Genomic DNA, 15404 nt, shown 5'->3' with positions numbered 1-15404 from the left:
TCGCTAGCGCGACCGCACCACCAGCGTGCGCCCGACCTTGTCGTGCAGTGCCTGCGAATCGGCGTCCCAGATCGGCCACAGGTGGTCGGCGATGCTGAAGAGGCCACTGAGCATGCCGAGCAGCGGCACGCCGTTGAGCACCCCCGGTCCGAACTGCACGAGCCACCGCACGCTCGCCGCGGAGAGCTGCGGGTTGCGATCCTGCTGGGTCTGGCGCACGCGGATGCCCACGAGCATCTTCCCCGGGGTCGCGCCCCGAGCGACGTGGAAGCCGATGTTGTAGAGCGCGGCGAAGGCCAGGTTCGCGACCGTGATCGCCATGCCGGTGGGGCTGAACGCCGCCACCATCGCGTTCGCCGCATCGATCGCTGCGGCATCCTCCGCCTCGATCGCCCTCGTCAGCGCGTCGGTCACGCCGAGCAGCTGCAGCAGCAGCATCGTGAGGACGACCAGGGGGATCGCGTCGAGCAGGTAGGCCCCGGCACGACGGCCCCAGCTCGCGAGCTGCATCTCGCCGCCCCCGATGCGCTGCTCGGAGGCATCTGGGTGGCCGGCGGACCCATAGCCGAAGCCGCGGCTCGGCGCAGTGAGCTCCGGCCGTGACGGCTGCGGATGCACGGGCTGCGGCTCGGGCATGGGTGCCTGCGCGTGACTCGTCCAGCGCTCGCCGTCCCAGTAGCGGCTCGCGCCGGGCACGGCGGCGAACGGATCCGGGTACCACCCTGCAGGCTGCTCAGTCACCCTGCGATGGTACGACGAGCGCGAGCGACGCGCGTGCCGCAGCAGGACGGTCGCTCCCCGCGGGCGCCCGACTCCAGCCCGCAGGCGTGGCAGCGGGCCTCGGCTACCGTGGCGTCATGAGCAACGATGAGGCGACCATCGTCGAGAACAGCGAGGCGGCCTGCGTCGAGCAGGCGGCGGCGGCGGGTCTCGAGCTGCTGCTGCCCCGTGACGTGCCGCTCGGCGGGCCGCGCGCGATGCCCGTGCAGCGCGTGCTGCCCAACAAGCACCGCCATTTCGTGGGCGCATGGTGCTTCGCCGATGCGTTCGGCCCCACGTCGATGCTCGGCGGGCCGGGCATGGACGTGCCGCCGCATCCGCACACGGGCTTGCAGACCTGGAGCTGGCTCGTCGACGGCGCGATCGAGCACCGCGACTCGGCCGGCTTCTCGCACACGGTGCGGCCCGGCGGCCTCAACATCATGACCGCGGGCCGCGGCATCGCGCACAGCGAGTACTCGACCCCCGAGACCGACGTGCTGCACGGTCTGCAGCTGTGGACGGTGCTGCCGAGCCACGAGCGCGACCGGGAGCCGTCGTTCGACGGCCTCGACGCAGTGCCGCAGGTAGCGCTCGCCGACGGCGTCACCGGGAGCGTCTTCGTGGGCGACTTCGCGCGCGCGACGAGCCGGGTCGGTGCGTACACGCCGCTGCTCGGCGTTGAGCTGCGCATGGAGGCCGGCAGCGAGGTGCGGCTCGACCTGCGTGGCGACTTCGAGCACGGCGTGCTGGCGCTCACCGACGGCATCTCGGTCGACGACGTGGTCGTCGGCGGCGGCGCGATGGCATACGCGGCGCCCGGTCGCGAGGCGCTCGTGGTCTCGGCGGAGCACGACGGCGTCGCGGTGCTGCTCGGGGGCGAGCCGTTCGGCGAGGAGATCGTGATGTTCTGGAACTTCGTCGGCACCGACCACGACGACGTGCAGGAGGCGCGGGAGCAGTGGATGGGCGAGCGCGATGCCGACCCCGGTGACCGGCCCCGCTTCGGCACGGTCGTCGACGACGAGAAGCATCCGCTGGCGAGCCCGCGCCTGCCGTCGGTGCAGCTGCTGCCCCGCGGCCGCGCGCAGCGCCGCACCTGACCCCACCCACGTAGGTCGAGGAGCACACGCCGCAGGCGCGCCCCCGTAGGTCGAGAAGCGCACGCCGCAGGCGCGCCCCCGTAGGTCGAGGAACGGGCGCCGCAGGCGCACGTGTCACGAGACCGGAACGCACCATCGGCAACCGGCCTCGTGACGGCCACGACCCTCCGGGCCGCGACCTCCTCGACCTGCGAAACCCCGTCGGACGAGGCGCGCAAGCCGCAGACCCACCCCCGTAGGTCGAGGAACGGGCGCCGCAGGCGCACGTGTCACGAGCTTGGCGGGGCGCCCTGCGGGCGCCGCTTTGGATGGGCGAAAGTGGGGCTATGGCTGGGTCTGGTGGCGGGCCATGCTGGGTGTGCTGCGGTCGACGCCGGTCGGTCTTAGTGCTTGTGAGCCTGTTCACGAGCTTGGCGTGGAGGGCTTCCACGGGGACCGTGGATTGGTGCGTCGACTACTACGACCACCGCAACCCCGACCAGATCAAACGACGCGCGCTCCGCAGCCTGCGCGGCCTCGGCTACGACGTCGACCTCACACCAGCAGCCGCATAGCTCACGTCACTTTCCTAGGAGGAGACCGGAACGCACCATCGGCAACCGGTCTCGTGACGGTCACGACCCTTCGGGCCACGACCTCCTCGACCTGCGGGAGTGACGGGAGCGACGGCGGCATCTCCGGGCGCCCGAATCCTCGATCTGCGGGAGAACGCGCCATCGGCGATCGGTTCAGGCCTTCGTGGCCTTCGCCTGCTTGGCCGCTGCCTTCGCCGCCTGCTTTGCGGCCCGCACCTCGGCGAGCGATTCCGGATCGACGATGTCGGCCACGGACCAGCGCGCGCACGGCTCACCGTAGGGGTCGGATGCCTCGGCCCACCCAGCGCCATCGAAGCCCGCGCGCTTGCCCAGCAGCGCGAGGAAGATCTTGGCCTTCTGCTCGCCGAAGCCCGGCAGCGCCTTGAGCCGGCGCAGCACCTCGGCGCCGTCAGGCTCGCCCTGCTGCCAGATCGCTCCGGCATCGCCGCCCCACTGCTCGACGATCACGCCCGCGAGCGCCTGCACGCGCTTCGCCATCGAACCGGGGAAGCGATGCACGGCTGGCTTCTCGCTGAAGGCGGCGAGGAACGCATCGGGGTCCATCCGCGCGATCTCAGCGGCATCGAAGCGCCCGATTCGAGCGAGCAGCTTGGCAGGTCCGGAGAACGCGCTCTCCATCGTCACCTGCTGATCGAGCAGCATGCCGGTGAGCAGTGCGAAGTCATCGTCGGAGAGCAGACGGTCGGCGGTCGCATCGCCCGTGATGTGGAGGTCGCGCTTGTTCATGGCCCCAGCCTGCCACGACCTCCACCTCACGGTCTTGACCGCGCCCCCACCCGGTCACGACGGGTGAGGGCGCTGCAGACTAAGTATGACACTGTTATGGCTCGCGTCAAGAGCGAGTCCGGAGCGGTGCGTTCGGCGATCTCGAAGCCGCGGCACGAGAGGATGGGGACATGCAGATCAAGCGCTCCAACCCGTGGGCATGGTGGGCATTCTGGCTCGGCCTCCTCGGAATGATCCTGATGCCCATCCCGCTGTTCGTCGGCCTCATCCTCGGCGGCGGCCTGGGTGCCGTGGCGGGGATCCTCGCCGTCATCGCGCTGTTCAAGTCCCGTCACGCCGGGGGGCGGGGCATCGCGCCCGCAGTGCTCGCGATCGTCTTCGTGTTGATCACCTACAGCGGCATCTCCGTCGGCGGCGGCACGGTCTGGTGATCGCGCTCGGCTGACGCGCGCAGGATCCGTCGCGAGCGCTTCAGCCCCGGTTGGTGCGATCGTCGTGCAAGGCGTCGCGGCCGCGCGGGCCCAGGAGCGACCGCGCGGCCAGCCCCAGCAGCGCCAGGAGTCCCACGATCAGCAGGCCATCGGCAGCGATGTAGAGCAGGTGCATGCCCGAGCCGCCCTCGCGGTCGCCGGCGACCACCGCGTCCGTCGTGCCCTGGACCAGCGGGCGCACCACCAGCGCCTTGAGCGCGAGCACCGCGGCGATCGCGATGGCCAGCACGCGCTCTGGCCGCGGCGCACCAGATCGGAAAATCGCCAGCAGCAGCAGTGCAGCCAGCACGGCCTCGACGACGTTCATGGCGGCGAAGACGAGCCGCCCGATGCCGAGACCGAGTGGGATCGTCATGCCCGGCGCCTGGAACTTCAGCGGCGTCTCGATGAGCGAGATGCCGACGATGAGACCCAGCCAGACGGCGGGCAGGACGAGCCGGGCAGTACGAGCGATCATGCTTCGACGCTACGCCGCTTCCGGCCCCAGCGCGCCCATCGCTGCGAGTGCAAGGATCGAGCCATGGCCTCGAAGCACACGACCACGCTGCTCATCCTCGGCGCCTCCGGCGACCTCACCAGCCGCCTGCTGCTCCCCGGCATCGCCACGCTGCTGCGCGCGGAGCCCGATCGTCGCGTGCAGGTCGTCGGTGCCGACTTGCGCGAGCTGAGCGAGGACGACTGGCACGATCGGGTGCGCACTGCGCTGCAGCTCGACGGCGTCATCGGCACCGCCGCCAAGGCAGTGCTGGGCTCGACCCGGTACGTCGCCGCGGACGCCACCGACCAAGGAGCCCTCCGGACCCTCCTCGAGTCGATCGCGTGCGATCGGCTCGTCATCTACTTCGCGCTGCCGCCGCACGTCACCGAGTCGGTCTGCGCGACGCTCGAGCGAGTGAGCGTGCCGGACGGCACCATCCTGGCCGTCGAGAAGCCCTTCGGCGGCAGCCGCGAGGCCGCCGTGCGACTCAACGAGCTGGTCACGCGCATCGTGCCGGAGGAGCGCATCTTCCGCATCGATCACTTCCTCGGCCTCCACACCGTGCTCAACCTCATCGGGATGCGCTTCGCGAACCGGCTCCTGGAACCGGTCTGGGATCGAGACAGCATCGCCAAGATCGAGATCCTCTACGACGAGACCGTCACGCTCGAGGGCCGCGCCGGCTACTACGACCGCAACGGCGCGCTGCGCGACATGATCCAGTCGCACCTGCTGCAGATCATGGCACTGCTCGCGATCGAGCCGATCGCGAGCGTCTCCGCCCGTGATCTGCGCGACGCCATCAGCCAGGTGCTGCGCGCCTCCAGCATCATCGACCCGATCGAGCACTCGCGCCGCGCCCGCTACACCGCCGGCAGCGTTGAGGGCCGTGACGTGCCCGACTACACCGCCGAGGACGGGGTGGACCCAGAGCTGCGCACCGAGACGCTCGCCGAGGTGCAGGTCGACATCGCCACCGCTCGCTGGGCGGGGGTGCCCTTCATCCTGCGCTCGGGGAAGTCCCTCGAGGGCATCCGCAAGCGCGCGATCGTGCACTGGAAGGCCCCGGCGCACGTCCCAAACGGCTTCGCAGGCCAAGACACCCCCGACCGGCTGGTGATCGACTTCAAGCCCGACGGCTTCGAGCTGCACATCACCACCAATGGCAAGGGCGACCCCTTCACGCTCGAGCAGACGGTGCTGCGCGGCGAGCTCGGCGGCGGAGAGCTGCTCCCCTACGGTGAGGTGCTCGCATCCATCCTCGACGGCGATCCGCGGCTCGCCGTGCGCGGGGATGCCGCAGAGGAATGCTGGCGCATCGTGGAGCCCGTGCTGGCTGCCTGGAACCGCGACGACGTGCCCATGGACGAGTACCGAGCCGGCTCGCGGGGGCCTCGCGACTGGCAGAGCAGCTGATGGCGATCGACTTCACCGCCGACGTCGTGCAGGCGGTGGTCACGCACATGAACGGCGACCACCTGGACGACCAGCTCGCGATCGTGCGCGCCCACGCACGTCCCGGCGCGACCTCGGCCACCCTTGCCACGATCGGGGAGGGTGGGCTGACGTTCGACGTGCGGACAGACCGGGATGCTGCTCCCGAGCGTGTGACCGTGCCGTGGCCGATGCCGATCGACGAGCGCGTCGACATCCGGCGCGCCGTCGTGATGCTGATGCCCAGGGCCTGACCGGGCCTGCCGCGATCACCGGCGCTGGCGCGCCGAGCGCGAGTAAGGCTAGCCTTACTTCCATGTCCCCTGCATCCAGCCTCGCAGCTCGCCTTCGCGAGGCGACCTGGGCTGCGCACGAGCAGGCCGCGGACGACGGCTTCCTCGCCGGACTGCTGCGCGGCACACGGGACACCCGCGACTACGCGCGCCTCGCCTCTCAGCACCTCGTGGCCTATCGCGCCCTCGAGGCCGCGATCGCATCCTGCGACCGGGGTCTGGTCGCGGCGCTGCACGATCCCGCACTGGAGAGGCTCGCGGCCGTGGAGACCGACCTGGCCGCCCTCGGCGGCGCCCAGGCGCCCACCGACGCATCGCTCGCCTACGCGGAGCATCTCGCATCGCTCGCAGACGATCCCGTGCGGCTTGCCGCCCACCACTACACCCGCTACCTCGGCGACCTCTCCGGCGGCCAGCACATCGGTCGTGTGCTCAGTCGCCGCTTCGGTGCCGACACGACCGCGTTCTACCGCTTCGACATCGACGACCTCGACGCGTTCAAGGATGGCTACCGCGCCACCATCTCGGGCTTCGAGCTCGAGGCCGCGGACGAGAGCGCACTCCTGGCCGAGACCGCGAGCGCCTACGCATCCGCCGAGGCGATGCACGCGTCGCTCGTCGACGGCGAGCCGGGTTCTCGGGTCGCCGCGTGAGCGCGGCACCGCGGACGGGCGACTCTCCCCTGTCCGGCCAGGACGCGTCGGACGACGCCGCGGCCGAGCTCGTGCCGGCGGCATTTGACGACGGGCGCTACGACGCCGACGGCGACCCAACCCGCGAGGAGTCGCTCTCGCGCCTGCTCGGCGGCGGCAAGGCGGCGATCGAGGGCAGCGTGCCCCCGGTCGCGTTCCTGTTCGCCTGGCTCGCGACCGGCGGCGAGCTGCTCACCGCCGTCATCGCCTCGCTCGCCGCGAGCGTGGTGGTGTTCGGCTACGCGATGATCGAGCGCCGCAAGCCGAAGGCCGTCTTCATCGGCATGCTCATGACGGTGATCGCGGCGATGATCGCCTACTACACGGGCGAGGCGCGCAACTTCTTCCTCATCCAGCTGCTCTCGAACGCCGCGAGCGCACTCGCGTGGGCGGTGTCGATCGTGATCGGCTGGCCGTTCCTCGGCGTCATCGTCGGCGGGCTGATCGGCACGAAGACCCGTTGGCGCAAGGATCCGGTGCTGCTGCGGGCCTATCAGCGCGCGTCCTGGATCTGGGTGCTGCAGTACGTCATCCGCGTGGCGGTCTTCTCGGTGCTGTGGTGGCTGGACGAGACGACCTGGCTCGCGATCATGCGCGCGGCGCTCACCTACCCGCTCATCATCGCCTGCGTCGCTGCCTCGGGCTGGGTGCTCTTCGCCGCGATCCCGCGCTCGCACCCCGGCATCCGCAAGCCGCAGCTCGTCGCTGCCGACTGACCGCACGCTCCACAACTCGCCCGCAACCATTGCGCGCCGGTCAGCGACGGCGTACAGTCACCGGCAAGCAAGCGATGCGGACCGACCAGGCGCCTTCACCAGTTCTTGCATTCGAGCAAGCGCCACTGAGCCAGTCCGCATCGCTTCTTCTCTGCCCCGACGCCGATCGGGGTCGCGCGCTTGCGCGCCTCCGCGTTGCTGTTCTATTGTATTGAGTACTTAGTACAAGTGGACAGAGGACGGCGATGGAGTTCGACAGCACGCAGCCGATCTGGCTCCAGCTGGTGCGCGAGTTTTCGCGGCGCATCGTCGCCGGGGTGTGGCAGAACGGCTCGCGCATCCCCGCGGTGCGCGAGCTGGCTGCCGAGCTGCAGGTCAACCCCAACACCGTGCAGCGCGCATTCGCCGAGCTCGAGCGCGACGAACTGGTGCGCTCCGAGCGCACGAGCGGGCGCTTCGTCACCGACGACAGCACCCGCATCAGCGCACTCCGGCGGCAGCTCGCCGCCGACGCAGCACAGCAGTACACCAGCCGAGTTCGCGGCGTCGGCCTCAGCCTGGCCGACGCGCAGAGCCTGCTGGCTGAGAGATGGGACGACCATGACCGCCACAGCCAACCCACCAGCGACGCAGCGAAGGGCTGACAGCATGACCAACGCGATCGAGATCCGCGGGCTCCGCAAGTCCTACGGTGCTCTCCGAGCCATCGACGGACTTGACCTGACCCTCCCCTACGGCCAGGTGATCGGCCTGCTGGGCGAGAACGGCTGCGGCAAGACCACGCTGCTCAAGGTGCTCGCCGGTGTGCTCGCAGGGTACGAGGGAGAAGTCCGCGTCGCCGGACACGCGCCCGGCCCGGCATCGAAGGCGCTCGTCTCCTTCCTCCCCGACGTCAGCTTCCTGCCGGACGGCGCCACCGTGGCCGCGTGCCTGCGGCTGTACGGCGATTTCTTCGCCGATTTCGACGCCGCGAAGGCGCGCGAGCTGATCGGCTTCTTCCGGCTCGAGGAGCGGATGCGCCTGCGGGAGATGTCGAAGGGCATGCGCGAGAAGGTGCAGATCTCGCTCGCCATGGCGCGGCAGGCCCGCGTCTACCTCCTCGACGAGCCCATCTCGGGTGTCGACCCCGCGGCCCGCGACGTCATCCTCCAGGGGATGCTGCGCGGCCTCTCGGAGGAGTCGCTGCTGGTGATCTCCACGCACCTGATCCACGATCTCGAACCCATCCTCGACGGCGTCGTCCTCATGCGGCGCGGCCGCGTGGTGCTCAGCGGCCAGGTCGACGACCTGCGCGCTGAGCGCGGCACATCCATCGACCAGCTCTTCCGGGAGGTCTACCGATGATCGGCACCCTGCTCAAGCACGAGGCGATCCGCACGCGCGGATTCCTCCTCACCATCACGGCTGCCGCTCTCGGTCTCGCGGCCGTGGGCTCGGCACTTGCCGTCACCGGCTGGCCGGTGCTGGCGCAGTTCGGCCTGGTGCTCGGTGCGATCGGCGCCTTCGGGGTGCTGCCAGCGATGCAGCTCGCCCTCGCGGTCGACTACTGGCGCAGCAGCTACGGTCGCATCGGCTACTTCACGCAGTCGCTGCCGATCCGCGGTTCGCGCATCTACTGGGCGAAGCTCGCTTGGGCGAGCATCGTGGTGCTGATCGGCCTCATCGCCACCCTCGCCCTGTGGCTCCTCGTGATGATCGCCTCCGCGCAGACGATGTTCGGCACGGCACCCGCCGTCTTCCTGGAGCAGATCGGCGAGGTGCTGCGCGCGGCGTACGCGGCCGCTCCGTGGCTGGTCGCCGTCGGGGCGCCGGCCACCCTGCTGCTGCTGTACATCTTCAACACGGTGCTGTACGACGCCGCCGCATCGCTCGGCTCCGAGCGCTGGCTGCAGCGCCTCAGCTGGGGTGGCCCGGTGCTCGTCTGGTTCCTGCTCTCCGCGATCGCACAGCTCGTGATGCTCGGCGGGATCCTCGCGATCCCCTTCGGGCTCGGGATGACGCCCGCAGGTGTCGTCGGGTTCGTGCCGGTGGACATGCTGGGCGCCATGCTCGGAGGCACCACCGACCGGCAGCTGATGCCCATCGGCTTCGTGCCCGCGCTCCTCGTGGTGGTGCCGCTGCTCATCTGGCGGACGGTCCACTCCTGGAACCACAAGGTGGCGCTGGCATAGCGGGTACCGTGCAGGCATGCAGGGGCTGCGGGTGGGGCAGGACACGATCGATCGCGTGCGCGCGGCCATGCGCGCCGCCGATCGCGCGAGGTTCCTGCCGGCGGAGGCGCGCCATCTGGCCGGCATCGACAGCCCGGTCCACATCGGCTGGGATGCCACCAACTCGCAGCCCTCAACCGTCGCACGGATGCTCGAGCTGCTCGATGCGCATCCGGGCCAACGCGTGCTCGACGTCGGCGCCGGCTCCGGCTGGACCACCGCGATCCTCGCCGAGCTGGGCGCCGACGTCGTCGGTGTCGAGCTCGTCCCCGAGCTCGTCGAGCTGGGCAACACCAACCTCGCCGCGCATGCCTCGGCCCGGGGCCGCGACGCGAACGCGCATCCCGCACGCCGCATCAGGCAGGCGGTCGACGGCGTGCTCGGCCTGCCCGATGACGGGCCGTGGGATCGCATCCTCGTCTCCGCCGACCTCGGTCGGATGCCCGAAGCACTCGTGGCACAGCTGGCCGAGGGCGGCCGCATGGTGGCGCCGGTCGCCGGCGCCATGCGGGTGGTCGACATCCGCGACGGCCGACCGCGGGCGCGCACCGACAGCGGCACCTACGCCTTCGTTCCACTGCGCGAATGACCGAGCCATGCGCCCTGACATAGGGTGACCAGACTGAGGCAAGGAGGCCCCGTGCAGTGCAGCCCGGCGGAGTACGCGGATCGGCTCGAGCGCACCCGCGCTCGCATGGCCCGCAGCGGCCTCGACGGCCTCGTGGTGGTCGATCCGGCCAACCTGCACTACCTGACGGGCTACGATGCCTGGTCGTTCTACATGCCGCAGCTGCTGTTCGTGCCGCTCTCGGGCGATCCGCTGCTGATCATGCGGGAGATGGATGCGGGCGGCGCGCACCGCACGGCCGCCGCGACACCTCGCGAGCGCATCCTCGGCTACCCCGAGTCGCTCGTGCACCAGCGCAACGTGCACCCGTTCGACTGGGCGGCGGAGCAGCTGCGTGCGCACGGCTTCGGGAGGCGCGGACGCGTCGGCTACGAGGGCGAAGCCCACTTCCTCTCGGTGCGATCGTTCCTTGCGCTGCAGCGCGGCCTGCCCCAATGGCAGCTCGTCGACGCGCACGATCTCGTCAACTGGGTGCGGCTGGTGAAGAGCCCCCACGAGCTCGAGCTCATGCGCAAGGCCGGCCGGGTCGCCTCCGCCGCCATGCAGGCGGGGATCGACGCGGTCGCGTCGGGCGCGCGGCTGAACGACATCGCCGCCGCGATCCAGTTCGTGCAGACCACCGGCATCGACGACATCGAGGGTGACTACCCGGCGATCGTGCCGATGCTCCCGACGGGCGAGTCGGCCGATACGCCCCACATGACCTTCAGTGCCCGCAGGCTCGACGACGGCGAGGCCATCTCGCTCGAGATCGCCGGCGCGCATCGCCGCTACCACGCGCCCCTCGCCCGCACCCTCGTGCTCGGCCGCCCGAGCGATCGCCTCGCGCGCCTCGCCGACGTCACGGCCGCCGGCCTGCAGCTGGTGCTCGACGGCATCCGGCCCGGCCGCACGGTCGCTGAGGTGCACAGCATCTGGCAGTCGCACATCAGCGCGGAAGGGCTCGAGAAGCCGTCGCGACTGGGCTACTCGATCGGCATCGGCTACCCGCCCGACTGGGGCGAGCGCACGGTCTCGATCCGTGGCGACGAGCAGACGGTCATCGAGCCGGGCATGTGCCTGCACGTGATCGCAGGCATGTGGATGTCGGGCTACGGCTGCGAGCTGAGCGAGTCGATCGCGGTCACGGATGCCGGTGCAGAGGTGCTCACGTCAGCACCGCGAGAGCTGCTGGCGAAGGAGAGCAGATGAACCCCGAAACGCCCCGTCACGAGGATGCCCTCGACGCTGCGCTCGCGCTCATCGAGGATGCCACGATCGTCGCCGACGCCTCGTCGCTCATTCTCGCCGCGAGCGAGAACCCCGGTGGCACGGAGATGCTCACGGTGCGTGTGCTGGAGACGATCGCGTCGCGCCTCGGCGGTCGCACCGAGCGCACCCTGGTGGCGCCGGAGCGGCCGAACCTCTCGATCCGGTTCGGGCCGGATCCGACGCCGGAGCGTCCCGCCGTGCTGCTGCTCGGGCACAGCGACGTCGTGCCCGCGGGAGAGGGGTGGACGGCAGCGCCCTTCAGCCCTCGCGTCGATGACGGCTGGCTGACCGGCCGCGGCGCCACAGACATGAAGGGCGGCATCGCCGCAGCCCTGCAGGCGATGGCTGCCGTCAACCACGTGCGCGCCGACCTGCCGCTGGAGATGATCGTGACGGTCGACGAGGAGGATCTCGCGACCGGGATCCAGGCGCACATCACGGAGCCCCCCGGGCACTACCTGGCCTGCATCGTCGCCGAGCCCACGGACCTGGCCGTGGTGATCGCCTGTCGCGGAGCCGCCAATCTCGAGATCGAGGTGGCCGGTCGTGCTGCGCACGCCGGTCGACCGGAGGATGGCGCGAGCGCCATCACCACCGCAGCGCGCATCGCGACCTGGATCGCCGACGACCACGCGCGGATGCGCTCGGGCGCCTCCGGACTGCTGGGCTCGGCCACCTGGAACGTCGGCCGCATCGAGGGCGGGCACGGCACGTCGATCGTTCCGGACCGCTGCACGCTGCTGGTCGACCGGCGACTGATGCCGGGCGAGACGGGTGCGCAGGCGCTCGAGCAGCTCTCCACAGGCATCGCCGAGGCAGTGCGGCGCGAGGGCATCGCCGACGTGGGCTGCAGCGCAGACGCCCGATTGCTGATGGAGATGCCGGGCTTCGAGACCGAGGAGAGCGACCCGCTGGTCGCGAGCGCCGTCGAGGCACTGCAGGCCGAGGGCGAGGACGCCCCCGTCGAGGCGTGGACCGCGGCCTGCGAGGGTGGCTTCATCGCGCGCCATCACGGCTGCCCGACGATCATCCTGGGGCCCGGCGACATCACCGGCCAGGCGCACCAGCCGAACGAGCGGGTGCGGATCGCGCACCTGGCCACCGCCGCACGCGCGTACACTCGCTTGCTCATGCGCTTGCACCAGCGCGCATCATCCATTTCCTGACCGCAACGACACAGCACGACACAGCACGACCCCAACGGCAGCACCAGAAGGGACACGGCCATGACCGAGCAGACCGCAGCGGGAGGTGCGCACCCCGCGCACGAGCCCCCCACCATCACCAGAGAGATCGATCTCTCACCGCTCCAGCGCAAGACCGTCAAGAAATCGGTCATGGGCGCGATGGCGGGCAACGCCATCGAGTGGTTCGACTACGGCATCTACGGCTACCTCACGGTGCACCTCGCGAACCAGATCTTCGGGGGGTCTGAGAACTCCGTCCTGTGGGCGCTGTTCGGCTTCGCCGTCTCCTTCCTCATCCGGCCCATCGGCGGCGCGGTGCTCGGCCCGCTCGGCGACCGCATCGGGCGCCAGAAGGTGCTGGTGTTCACGATCCTGCTGATCTCGGTCTCGACGGCCTGCATCGGCATCCTGCCGACCTTCGACATGGTCGGCTGGCTCGCACCGATCCTGCTGTTCACGCTGCGCATCATCCAGGGCTTCTCGGCGGGCGGCGAGTACGCCGGTGCAGCCGTCTACATGGCCGAGCACGCGCCCGACGACCGGCGCGGCTTCTGGGGCTCCTTCCTGGAGTTCGGCACGCTGCTGGGCTTCTCGATGGCGGCGATCCTCGTCACGGCGCTCGAGCTCATCGTCGGCAGTGACGGCATGGAGGCCGGCTGGTGGCGACTGCCGTTCCTGCTGACCCTGCCGCTGGGCATCGTGGCGCTGCTGATGCGCAAGAACCTGCACGACTCGGAGACCTTCACGGAGGCGCAGGAGCAGGACACGCGCACGAGCGCCTGGCAGGTGCTGCGCGATCTCATCACGAAGCAGCCGAAGCAGCTCGTGAAGATCATGGGCATCACGGTCCTCATCAACACGGCGTTCTACCTGGTGCTGACCTACATGCCGACGTATCTGAATACCTCACTCGACATGGATGCGACGCAGGCCGGCCTCATGCTCGTGGGCGTGCAGCTGGTGATGATGGTCGCGATCATCCCGCTCGGGGCGCTCACAGACCGCATCGGCAGGCGGCCGGTGCTGCTGACCGCAGCGGTCGGCTTCGTGCTGTTCTCGATCCCGGCGGTGCTGCTGCTGGAGACCGGCAATGTCGTCCTGCAGGTGCTGGGGCTGGCGATCTTCGGTCTCTTCCTGGTGATGCTGCTCTGCAACATCTCGGCGACGCTGCCAGCGCTGTTCCCGACGACGGTGCGGTACGCGGGCTTCGCGCTCGGCTACAACGTGGCGACATCGCTGCTCGGCGGCCCCGCCGGTCTCATCAACGAGTCGCTCATCCAGAGCACCGGCTCCACCCTCATCCCCGGCATCTACATGACGATCGCTGGCATCATCGGCCTGATCGCGATCCTGACCTTCAACGAGACGGCGGGTCGCAGCCTGCGCGGCGACATCGTGCCCGGCGATGACGACGTCGACCGCATCGCGATCGGTCAGGACCTCGTCGGCAAGGTGAAGGACCCGAACAACGAGGTCGTCGACGGCCAGTACCGGGCGGGTGGCGGCACCAGCCGCACCAGCTGACGCATGATCCAGGGGCGTCCCGCATCGCGGGGCGCCCCTGCCTCATGCCCTTCCGCTTCTATCTCTATATATGTAGAGTGTGGCCATGGTCCGCCCGCTCGCCCGCATGACGCCCGCGACGCTCGACGTGCTCTCGCACCTCGTGGCGCAGGATGCGCCGACCTGGGGGCTCGAGATCGCCGGTGCCACGGGACGACCCACGGGCTCCGTCTACCCGATCCTCGAGCGGCTCGAATCCCACGGATGGGTGGTGAGCGACTGGGAGGCCGGGGGCGCTCGCCCTGGCGCTCGCAGACGGCTCTACCGGCTGACTCCCGACGCCCGCGATGCAGCGATGGCCGCTCTGCAACGGGCGCGCGCCGCGGCCGCATCCGAGCAGGCCAAGGCCGCGGCAGCCGCTCCGGCACGCCGGCCGCGTCCCGCGCTGGGCGGCGCGGCATGAGGCGCATCGTCGAGCTTGCCGCAGCATCGCTGCCATTGCACCAGCGCGGATCGACGCCGCCTCCGTGCTGCTCGCCGTGGCGGTGCTCGTGCACTCCGCAGTGCTGGTCGTGCAGCTCCATCTCGCCGGCGTCACCGTCGGCGGCGCAGCACGGCTCGCGGCGCCGCTCTGGCTGCTCGGCCTCATACCCGTGGCGATCGCGGCCGCCCTCGCCCTCGCCGGCGATGCGCACTGGTTCGGGTGGGCGGGGCCGGCTTGGGCGTGCTTGATCGCGAGCGGCATCGCCGCAGAGGTCGGGAAGCCGCCGAAGCCCTGGCTGACCGAAGTCGTGCGGCCCGCCATGCGGCCACGGCTCCGCGCCGTGGGTGCTGCGCTCTTGACGCTCACTGCGGTGCTGTGCCTGCTCGAGGCTCTCGTGCTGCTGCCGCTGCGCTCGGCGCCCGGGTCTCTCCCCGACGGGTGGCGCGCGATCGCCGCGGCGGGAGGTCCTTCCTCGCCGCTGGCCGCAGCCGCAGTGATCGTCGCGCTCATCGTCGTGCCACTGGCCCTCGGAGGCCTCGGCGCACGGCGCTGGGCGCGCTCTGAGCGGAGCATCCTCGGCTGGGCAGGGGCCGGCGCTTTGGTCGCCGTGATGCTGACGCACGGCTACGGCGTCTGGCTCGCCGCAGACCTCTCCCCAGGCATCCCCCAGGCTGCGGCCCGAGGTATCGTCCTGCCGCTGCTCGCAGGAGTGCTGCTGCACTTCCTGCACCGCGCAGGACCCGACACCGCGCCGCTCCCACCCGCTTCCGTGCCGCTGCCGCCGGGGCCGTGGCACGTGCGACTCGATGCCGACGCGAACTCGGTTCCGAAGCCCAGGATGATCCCGTAGCGT

The 15404-nt window shown here is 70.5% G+C and carries 18 protein-coding genes; 15 read left to right on the top strand and 3 right to left on the bottom strand.

Annotated features, from left to right (window positions below; genetic code table 11):
- Positions 1-3: 3 nt before the first annotated feature.
- The gene (locus ACJJVL_RS11440) at positions 4-741 is read right to left on the bottom strand and encodes an RDD family protein (RefSeq protein ID WP_405218789.1); all 738 of its coding nucleotides are present in this window, start codon (positions 739-741) and stop codon (positions 4-6) included.
- Between the two features lie 116 nt (positions 742-857).
- On the opposite strand from ACJJVL_RS11440, the gene ACJJVL_RS11435 reads away from it, so the two are divergent.
- On the top strand, positions 858-1862 hold the full coding sequence (locus ACJJVL_RS11435; RefSeq protein WP_405218788.1) for a pirin family protein: 1005 nt from the start codon (positions 858-860) through the stop codon (positions 1860-1862).
- Positions 1863-2590: 728 nt separating this feature from the next.
- Here ACJJVL_RS11435 and ACJJVL_RS11430 read toward each other — a convergent pair.
- Entirely contained in the window at positions 2591-3184 is a 594-nt protein-coding gene (locus tag ACJJVL_RS11430; RefSeq protein ID WP_405218787.1) for an HhH-GPD-type base excision DNA repair protein, read from the bottom strand.
- Positions 3185-3354: 170 nt separating this feature from the next.
- Between ACJJVL_RS11430 and ACJJVL_RS11425 the strand changes: the two genes are divergently transcribed.
- A complete protein-coding gene (locus ACJJVL_RS11425) occupies positions 3355-3615 on the top strand; it encodes a hypothetical protein (RefSeq protein WP_405218786.1) in 261 nt (86 codons plus the stop codon).
- Positions 3616-3655: 40 nt separating this feature from the next.
- Here ACJJVL_RS11425 and ACJJVL_RS11420 read toward each other — a convergent pair whose 3' ends face one another.
- On the bottom strand, positions 3656-4132 hold the full coding sequence (locus ACJJVL_RS11420; protein WP_405218785.1) for a hypothetical protein: 477 nt from the start codon (positions 4130-4132) through the stop codon (positions 3656-3658).
- A gap of 63 nt (positions 4133-4195) precedes the next feature.
- Between ACJJVL_RS11420 and ACJJVL_RS11415 the strand changes: the two genes are divergently transcribed.
- The 13 genes from ACJJVL_RS11415 to ACJJVL_RS11355 all read left to right on the top strand — a co-directional run bounded on the left by ACJJVL_RS11415 (position 4196) and on the right by ACJJVL_RS11355 (position 15401).
- On the top strand, positions 4196-5569 hold the full coding sequence (locus ACJJVL_RS11415) for a glucose-6-phosphate dehydrogenase (protein WP_405218784.1): 1374 nt from the start codon (positions 4196-4198) through the stop codon (positions 5567-5569).
- Entirely contained in the window at positions 5569-5841 is a 273-nt protein-coding gene (locus ACJJVL_RS11410) for a DUF2470 domain-containing protein (RefSeq protein ID WP_405218783.1), read from the top strand. Before ACJJVL_RS11415 ends, ACJJVL_RS11410 begins: the two co-directional genes overlap by 1 nt.
- Before the next feature lie 62 nt (positions 5842-5903).
- On the top strand, positions 5904-6533 hold the full coding sequence (locus ACJJVL_RS11405) for a heme oxygenase (biliverdin-producing) (RefSeq protein WP_405218782.1): 630 nt from the start codon (positions 5904-5906) through the stop codon (positions 6531-6533).
- Positions 6530-7288 carry a DUF3159 domain-containing protein gene (locus tag ACJJVL_RS11400; RefSeq protein ID WP_405218781.1) on the top strand — a complete coding sequence of 253 codons (759 nt, stop codon included), beginning with the start codon at positions 6530-6532 and terminating at the stop codon, positions 7286-7288. Before ACJJVL_RS11405 ends, ACJJVL_RS11400 begins: the two co-directional genes overlap by 4 nt.
- A gap of 245 nt (positions 7289-7533) precedes the next feature.
- A complete protein-coding gene (locus ACJJVL_RS11395) occupies positions 7534-7932 on the top strand; it encodes a GntR family transcriptional regulator (RefSeq protein ID WP_405218780.1) in 399 nt (132 codons plus the stop codon).
- Positions 7933-7936: 4 nt separating this feature from the next.
- On the top strand, positions 7937-8632 hold the full coding sequence (locus tag ACJJVL_RS11390) for an ABC transporter ATP-binding protein (RefSeq protein WP_405218779.1): 696 nt from the start codon (positions 7937-7939) through the stop codon (positions 8630-8632).
- On the top strand, positions 8629-9459 hold the full coding sequence (locus ACJJVL_RS11385; protein WP_405218778.1) for a hypothetical protein: 831 nt from the start codon (positions 8629-8631) through the stop codon (positions 9457-9459). Before ACJJVL_RS11390 ends, ACJJVL_RS11385 begins: the two co-directional genes overlap by 4 nt.
- A 16-nt stretch (positions 9460-9475) precedes the next feature.
- Positions 9476-10087, top strand: a complete 612-nt coding sequence (locus ACJJVL_RS11380) for a protein-L-isoaspartate O-methyltransferase family protein (protein ID WP_405218777.1) — start codon at positions 9476-9478, stop codon at positions 10085-10087.
- A 51-nt stretch (positions 10088-10138) separates the two neighbouring features.
- Entirely contained in the window at positions 10139-11317 is a 1179-nt protein-coding gene (locus tag ACJJVL_RS11375) for a M24 family metallopeptidase (protein WP_405218776.1), read from the top strand.
- Complete coding sequence (locus ACJJVL_RS11370) at positions 11314-12543, top strand: M20 family metallopeptidase (RefSeq protein ID WP_405218775.1); 1230 nt, start codon at positions 11314-11316, stop codon at positions 12541-12543. Before ACJJVL_RS11375 ends, ACJJVL_RS11370 begins: the two co-directional genes overlap by 4 nt.
- 60 nt (positions 12544-12603) lie before the next feature.
- Positions 12604-14088: an MFS transporter gene (locus ACJJVL_RS11365; RefSeq protein ID WP_405218774.1), complete on the top strand. Its 1485-nt coding sequence runs from the start codon at positions 12604-12606 to the stop codon at positions 14086-14088.
- Between the two features lie 85 nt (positions 14089-14173).
- Positions 14174-14530: a PadR family transcriptional regulator gene (locus ACJJVL_RS11360; RefSeq protein WP_405218773.1), complete on the top strand. Its 357-nt coding sequence runs from the start codon at positions 14174-14176 to the stop codon at positions 14528-14530.
- A 64-nt stretch (positions 14531-14594) separates the two neighbouring features.
- Positions 14595-15401, top strand: coding sequence for a hypothetical protein (locus tag ACJJVL_RS11355; protein ID WP_405218772.1), 807 nt, complete (start codon positions 14595-14597; stop codon positions 15399-15401).
- Positions 15402-15404: the final 3 nt, after the last annotated feature.

It is taken from the genome of Agrococcus sp. Ld7 (genome assembly GCF_045064095.1).
Classification (GTDB): Bacteria; Actinomycetota; Actinomycetes; order Actinomycetales; family Microbacteriaceae; genus Agrococcus.
This window is presented reverse-complemented; position numbering and strand designations above follow the sequence as displayed.

Bases quoted from the DNA above. Each gene is read 5' to 3' on its own strand.
- ACJJVL_RS11425 (WP_405218786.1), top strand. From the start codon at position 3,355: ATGCAGATCAAGCGCTCCAACCCGTGGGCATGGTGGGCATTCTGGCTC.
- ACJJVL_RS11420 (WP_405218785.1), bottom strand. From the start codon at position 4,132: ATGATCGCTCGTACTGCCCGGCTCGTCCTGCCCGCCGTCTGGCTGGGT.
- ACJJVL_RS11405 (WP_405218782.1), top strand. From the start codon at position 5,904: ATGTCCCCTGCATCCAGCCTCGCAGCTCGCCTTCGCGAGGCGACCTGG.
- ACJJVL_RS11410 (WP_405218783.1), top strand. From the start codon at position 5,569: ATGGCGATCGACTTCACCGCCGACGTCGTGCAGGCGGTGGTCACGCAC.
- ACJJVL_RS11360 (WP_405218773.1), top strand. From the start codon at position 14,174: ATGGTCCGCCCGCTCGCCCGCATGACGCCCGCGACGCTCGACGTGCTC.
- ACJJVL_RS11380 (WP_405218777.1), top strand. From the start codon at position 9,476: ATGCAGGGGCTGCGGGTGGGGCAGGACACGATCGATCGCGTGCGCGCG.
- ACJJVL_RS11415 (WP_405218784.1), top strand. From the start codon at position 4,196: ATGGCCTCGAAGCACACGACCACGCTGCTCATCCTCGGCGCCTCCGGC.
- ACJJVL_RS11435 (WP_405218788.1), top strand. From the start codon at position 858: ATGAGCAACGATGAGGCGACCATCGTCGAGAACAGCGAGGCGGCCTGC.
- ACJJVL_RS11365 (WP_405218774.1), top strand. From the start codon at position 12,604: ATGACCGAGCAGACCGCAGCGGGAGGTGCGCACCCCGCGCACGAGCCC.
- ACJJVL_RS11390 (WP_405218779.1), top strand. From the start codon at position 7,937: ATGACCAACGCGATCGAGATCCGCGGGCTCCGCAAGTCCTACGGTGCT.
- ACJJVL_RS11385 (WP_405218778.1), top strand. From the start codon at position 8,629: ATGATCGGCACCCTGCTCAAGCACGAGGCGATCCGCACGCGCGGATTC.
- ACJJVL_RS11370 (WP_405218775.1), top strand. From the start codon at position 11,314: ATGAACCCCGAAACGCCCCGTCACGAGGATGCCCTCGACGCTGCGCTC.
- ACJJVL_RS11395 (WP_405218780.1), top strand. From the start codon at position 7,534: ATGGAGTTCGACAGCACGCAGCCGATCTGGCTCCAGCTGGTGCGCGAG.
- ACJJVL_RS11430 (WP_405218787.1), bottom strand. From the start codon at position 3,184: ATGAACAAGCGCGACCTCCACATCACGGGCGATGCGACCGCCGACCGT.